The 6,347-nt window shown below is 40.6% G+C and carries 5 protein-coding genes; 2 read left to right on the top strand and 3 right to left on the bottom strand.

Going from position 1 to position 6,347, the window contains the following annotated elements; all coding sequences use genetic code 11:
- Nucleotides 1-1,182 (bottom strand): serine hydrolase domain-containing protein (locus ACVBDY_RS20690; RefSeq protein WP_447176932.1); only part of this gene is annotated, 1,182 nt, incomplete at its 3' end.
- Between the two features lie 605 nt (nucleotides 1,183-1,787).
- Here ACVBDY_RS20690 and ACVBDY_RS20685 point away from each other — a divergent pair.
- Both ACVBDY_RS20685 and ACVBDY_RS20680 read left to right on the top strand, forming a co-directional pair.
- The gene (locus ACVBDY_RS20685; protein ID WP_447177377.1) at nucleotides 1,788-2,285 is read left to right on the top strand and encodes an asparaginase domain-containing protein; all 498 of its coding nucleotides are present in this window, start codon (nucleotides 1,788-1,790) and stop codon (nucleotides 2,283-2,285) included.
- Nucleotides 2,286-2,939: 654 nt separating this feature from the next.
- Complete coding sequence (locus ACVBDY_RS20680) at nucleotides 2,940-3,992, top strand: 2Fe-2S iron-sulfur cluster-binding protein (protein ID WP_447177376.1); 1,053 nt, start codon at nucleotides 2,940-2,942, stop codon at nucleotides 3,990-3,992.
- A 377-nt stretch (nucleotides 3,993-4,369) separates the two neighbouring features.
- On the opposite strand, the gene ACVBDY_RS20675 is transcribed toward ACVBDY_RS20680, so the two are convergent.
- A complete protein-coding gene (locus ACVBDY_RS20675; protein ID WP_447177375.1) occupies nucleotides 4,370-5,419 on the bottom strand; it encodes a glycosyltransferase family 9 protein in 1,050 nt (349 codons plus the stop codon).
- 108 nt (nucleotides 5,420-5,527) lie between these two features.
- Nucleotides 5,528-6,133, bottom strand: a complete 606-nt coding sequence (locus ACVBDY_RS20670) for a DUF4254 domain-containing protein (RefSeq protein ID WP_447177374.1) — start codon at nucleotides 6,131-6,133, stop codon at nucleotides 5,528-5,530.
- Nucleotides 6,134-6,347: the final 214 nt, after the last annotated feature.

Below are 6,347 nucleotides of genomic sequence, written 5' to 3'. Positions count from 1 at the left end.
ATAACATTCACCAATAAATAAATAGGCATATGAAATTCCAATGACGTTTTTTAAATCAATTGTTGTGCTTAACTCAAAAATTTTGATTGCGTCTTCGAATCTATCTCTTCGCATTAAATATCTTCCGGTATAAATCAAATCTGAAACTTCGTCTGAAAAATCATATTTTTCTTTTTGATTTGACTTAATGTGCTGATAAAATGAAATTCCGTCCTGAAAATTATCTAATAATTTTCCTCTAATATCAAGGTAAATTGATTTTTTAGGAACTTCAAAAGTTTGGTTGTTTAAAATGTTTATTATTGCTTCTGAAAGTGCACCCAGTTTAAAATTTTGACTATTTGTCATCATCACAATAGTTCTGTTATTCGTTGACTCGTGGTAAATAAAGGATTCATAATTATTACCTGAACCTTGATGAGAATGTTTTATAATTTTATTGTTTTCAAAAATTACATTACCTAAACTTGATTGGGAATTCTTGTCGAAACTTTTAGCGAGGAATTTTAGTGAACTGTTTTTTATAATTTTTTTGCTGTGCAAACCACTAACCCAGTTATACAAATCGCCAATTGAAAAATACATTTCTCCGCCACCGTGAATAAAAGTTGTTTCCTTGTAATCGTTGTCGAATGACCCGGCCATATTTGCAGATAGCACGGAATCCTTTGGGATTTCACCACCTTTTATTTTTAGCTTTTTAAATAACTTATTTTTTAAAAAATCTTCGTAAGAAAGGTTAGTGATTTTTTTAATAATTTCTTGTTGAAGAAAAACATTTGCATTACTATAAATGTAACCAGACCCGGGTTCAAACTCTAATTTTTCCACATTATTCAATTCAGCGAGGTACTCAGAATCTGTGTTTTTGAATATTCTTGGTAAACCGCTTGTGTATTGAAGTAAATGTTTGATTTGGATTTTTTCAGCCCAATTTGGCAAATACGTTAAATAGTCTGAAACTTTATCTTCTGATTTTAATTCTCCGTTTTCTACTAAAAGTAAAATTCCTGTGCTATTAAATTCTTTAGTTATTGAGCCAATTGGCATCGTGGATTCTCGATTTAATTTTTTACTTTTTGTATAATCTGTATATCCAAGTTCATTATGATAAATAATTTTTCCATTTTCAGAAACAATTATATTTCCATTAAAAATTCCAATTTCGTTTGCTGATTTCATTAACGAATCTAAATTCTGTATTTCCTTAGATTGTCCGTGCAAAAGAGGCGAAAATAATAATGGTAGAAGTAGAATTAACCGCGTCATAGTTCCAAATAAATTTTAGGTCATATATCATTATAGACGAGCATTAACCGAAATTGTTACTCAAGTTTTTTTCAAAATTACCGACAACTGTAGCCTTCCCCAAACTATGACTTACAACATACCTACTTGGGAAGGTTATACAATATATTTCAATCGATGCTCAAACCTTTATACATCTACATAGCTATATATTACTCTTCGACTTGGAAAATAGAAAGTACAAATACGCTATATTAGTGTAAGTTACTGTATATAAGTGTATAAACGAATAAAACATGTGGAACCACCTGCTTACAAGTCCAAATGATATAAAATATTGTTTAGGCATTTTTATAAGTAAAATTCAGAGGTTTACGCATTCTCAAGCAACATATCTACTTCAGATGGCGTTCATGAATATATACATACTGAGAAATAGGGGCTTCTTATTCACGGCATTATAAACCGACTTCATTTTATTTGAGAGAAATAATTGGCTTTTTCTTATATTTAAAATCAAATCAACTTAATACCTACTGATGAAAATACATATAATTACTACTGGAGGTACCATTGGAGGGATAGATTATGATCCCATGGGAAAGGAGAATATCAATAACCCAGAAAAGAATATAAAATCATTTCTTGAAATAGCTAATGTAGACTTCGAATATCATATAGATGATGCCTTTAATAAAGATAGCCGTTTTGTTAATGATAAGGACAGAGAGCTCTTAAAAAATATGGTTAAATCTTCAAAGGAAGATCAAATCTTAATTACTCACGGAACATATACAATGGAGCAAACTGCCAGGTATTTGGGTCTCCTTAACCTAAATAAAACCATTGTATTGACGGGGGCCTTCGTACTGGGTTTTCTGAAGAATACGGATGCTCCCTTTAACCTGGGCTATGCCATTGCAGCGTTACAGTTCCTGGGTAAGGGGGTTTATGTAGCTATGCATGGAAAGGTATTTGGTTGGGATGATATTTATAAAAACCTGGAAGAAAATCGGTTTATGCCACTTAAACATTGAGCGAACTAAATGTTTAACACCTCAATACACTGGACCACATTTTTCTATCTCCTGCTGGATACTTTTATCTTTTTCTTTTCGATTTTCCAGTTTTTAAGATTAAAAAATTCAACCCCGCTCAACGAAGTGTTGCATGCTCTGCGAATGTCTTCGACTTCGCAGTCCACTGCACATCCATGACAGGCCAATACGTTGCGCTCCTCTCTGAGGGGCTTCCAAAATGATGTTGAACCACATTTTTGTAACTTGTTAAAGCCTTTTGATTGACCAGGTCATTGCGGAAATAAATGAAGTAAGACTTGTGAGAAACTGGGATACACCTCAGAGAGGCGTTTTTCGTTTTTTTCTTTTTATTGAGGGTTTGGGTTAGCCCAGGACTAACGTGGTAAAAAAACGATAATGGCAACGTTTAATGGTTGCAGGTTGCAGGTTGCAGGTTGCAGGTTACATGCAGGTTACAGGTTGCAGGTTTGGGCATGCCTGGATAAGGTTGCGCTTTCACGGTATTTTAAACCCGATAGATATATATCCGGACGCCTCAAATTGTAACACTGTTACCGCTCTTCTCCTCTATAATGTGTTTGCCTTGCAGTTTAGCCAACGGGCTTAAAAAAGCATGTAACTATTTTTGTACATTTGCCGAAAAATTGCGTTATGTTGCATTTTCACCCCCTGCGTGTTAGCAAAATAGAAAGAAACACACTTCAATCGGTAACGATAACTTTTGATGTTCCCGAAAACCTGCGTGAGACCTTCGTACACGAGGCGGGACAACATATCACCATAAAAAGGGAATTCGACGGAAAAGAAATTCGCAGGTCCTATTCCATCTGTACTTCTCCCGGAGAAGGGACACTTTCCGTAGGGATCAAAGAAATCCCTGACGGTATTTTTTCCCGATATGCCAATCGTTCCCTGCGTGAAGGGGATATCCTCGACGTACACCCCCCGGAAGGACATTTTACTTTTACCCCGGACGCCTCCAAATCCAGGGCTGTGGCCGCCTTTGCCGCAGGAAGTGGTATTACCCCGGTGATCAGCATATTAAAAACACTCCTGGAAGAAGAGCCGCAAAGTAAATTTGTCCTGGTATACGGTAACCGGAGCACTGCAGATACCATGTTCCTGAAGGACATTACCGGACTTATTGCCGGTTACCCGGAAAGACTTAGCGTATATTTCACCTATTCCCGGGCTGAGGAAGAAGACGCCCTTTTCGGGCGGATCGAACACGCCACGGTGAATTACGTATTAAAAAACAAGCAAAAAGACACGGTTTTCGATACTTTCTACCTCTGCGGACCGGAGGAGATGGTAAATACGGTATCCGCAACCCTGAAAGAAAACGGTATCGCCGAAAACAACATAAACTTCGAACTTTTTGCACCTTCAAAAGAGGAAAAAAAGCTGGATGAAAACCTTGAAGGACAAACCAAGGTAAAAGTTATCGTGGATGACGAGGAATTCGAATTTACCATGCCCCAGTCGGAAAAGGTGCTGGACGCTGCGCTTCGAAATGACATAGACGCCCCTTATTCGTGCCAGGGCGGGGTATGCAGCAGTTGCCTGGCCCGTGTAACGGAAGGAGAAGTAAAAATGGTAAAAAACCTGATCCTGACCGACGCGGAAATCGCGGAAGGCCTGGTGCTGACCTGCCAGTCGCACCCCGTGACTCCTACGCTGTCTATAGACTATGATGATGTGTAGATATCAGATCTGAGATTTGAGATCTTAGAATGAAACGCGGGGGGTTAATCATGCGAATTAAGGGCCGGATTTCTATTTTTCTTTAGTATCAAAGCGTTTAGGATATGAGAAAATCCAGTCCCGCAGGATTTTTCTCGTCCCGATACATATCGGAACGAGGAAAATTGGGTTCCCTTTAGGGGTAGGGTAAAACTGATTTTCCGGCAAATCGTGCTAAAATCAACGCGTTAAGATGGATCAACTGTATTTTTCAGAATGTAAGCATTGCTATACAGCTGATTTCCGATATCCTTTTTTAACGCTGAATCCGCATGAATACGTTAAGCGGAAATTGAGGTATTCGGAAGCGGGGATCCTTAATCTAAAACCGCATCTCTCTATATGCCCTCCACTATTTTTTCCACAACCTCATCCGGAGCGATGGTACGCATGACATCTTCGTATCCTTCGGGGAATTTTTTGCCATATACGGAAGTGGGGATAAGGGGGTATTTTTCCCTGTCCGACAGCAGGGCATTGTGCATATCCTGCCCGAACGGGTAAAACCCGGCATAGGGGTGCGTCACTCCCCACAGCGTGATCGTCTTTACGCCGTACATAGCCGCGAGATGAGCATTGCCGCTGTCCATCGCCACCATGACATCCAGGTTGGAAATCAGGCTAAGTTCTTGTTCGAAAGACAGTTTTCCGGCAACATTCACTACATGAGCATAACGGGACTGCAAAAGATCCAGGGCCTGTTTTTCCTCTTTTCCTCCGCCAAAAAGCAAAAGGGTATATTGTCCTCCTTCATTCAGTTTACGAATGACTTCGTCCATCAGGTCCGGCGGATACATTTTTCCTTTAAATGCGGCAAAAGGAGCTATCCCTATCATTTTACGTTCTGAAAAACCTTCGATTTGCAGAAGTTGCCGCATTTCACCGGTGAGTTCCCGTTTTGCGGAAAATACGGGGCGGGACATATCTATACCATACCCCAGTTTTTCAAAAACATCCGCATAGCGTTGATGGGTGGTTTTCAGCGGGACAAATACTTTGTTTTTCTCCCGGGTCAATGCTTTCTTCGCCCTGCGCCCTTTATCTATATGTACCACCCGGAATCCGCCTGCCAGGAAAAACAGCTTCAGGATATTGCTCCTCAATACATTGTGCAGATCGGCCACGGTATCTAGTCCGAGTTCCTTCAGTTCCCGGTACAGCCTGTAAAGTCCGGGGATTCCCTTATGTTTACCCCTGATATCCGCTTCGTAAAAGGAAACTCCCGGAATACCGTCGAACACCGGCCGGAAAAACGCCCTGGAAAGGACGGTAATCCGCAAATAAGGATGTTGTTTCAATAAGGTCTGTAATACGGGGACGGTCATGGCCACGTCTCCCATAGCAGAAAGACGGATGACCAGAATGCGGGGCCCTTCGCGGTTTCCCATGACCTCAACCGAAGGAGCAGGATCATTTCCGGATACCGCCGGGGGTGTATTTGTAGCTGTTTTTTCTATGAGAAATGCTTTTTAGTTGTCACCGGGGCGCAAAGCCCCTTATTTTTTATTCTGATATAATACGGGGTTCAGCTCTTCATCGTTGTACATCTTCATCTGCTTGTATACTTTCATATACTTGTCACCCGCCTCTATGGCTTCAAGAAGCTGATCTATAGCTATAGAAAGATCTTTTTTCTGTTCCAGGAGTACAGCCAGTTTTTCCCTGCATCTGGCTTTGTGCTCTACCGTAGCCCCGTTGCGACCGGCCTCTTCCTCCATATGATATATTTTCAGGGCCAGAATGGAAAGACGGTCTATGGCCCAGGCGGGGCTTTCGGAATTGATCGTGGCTTCCGGTTTGGGCTGCACATCTTTGTATTTATCCAGAAAGTAACTGTCTATAAACTCTACCGTATCCGTACGGTCCTGGTTAGAAGCATCGATTTTCCGTTTCAGGTCCAGGGCATCGACCGGGTCGATATCCGGGTCGCGGATTATATCTTCGTAATGCCACTGCACCGTATCGATCCAGTTTTTCCGGTACAGCAAATGCTCTATCTGATCCTTGGGGTAGGGGTTTTCAAAAGCCTGGTACACATCGTCTACCACATGATATTTTTTTATACTTTTTTCAAAAACGCTGTATGCCAAATCACTAAACATTATTTTCTTTTTTATCAGGTTTCTATTTTTTTCTGTCACCGTCTGCCCCCGGTCATAGGCCTGGGAATGCGCAGGTCATCTTTCAATACGGACTCAGGGCTTAAGATACTACCAGAACGTCATACGAGCCCGTATTGTTACATAAAATTCCTCTTTTTAGAACATTACAAAAATTGTTCAACCGTTTAGCCGGAAAATCCGTGTTGCTCCTCCC

This window comes from Sinomicrobium halophytocola, assembly GCF_052983395.1.
Note: the sequence above shows the minus strand (reverse complement) of the source record. Positions and strands in the feature narration are given on the sequence as shown.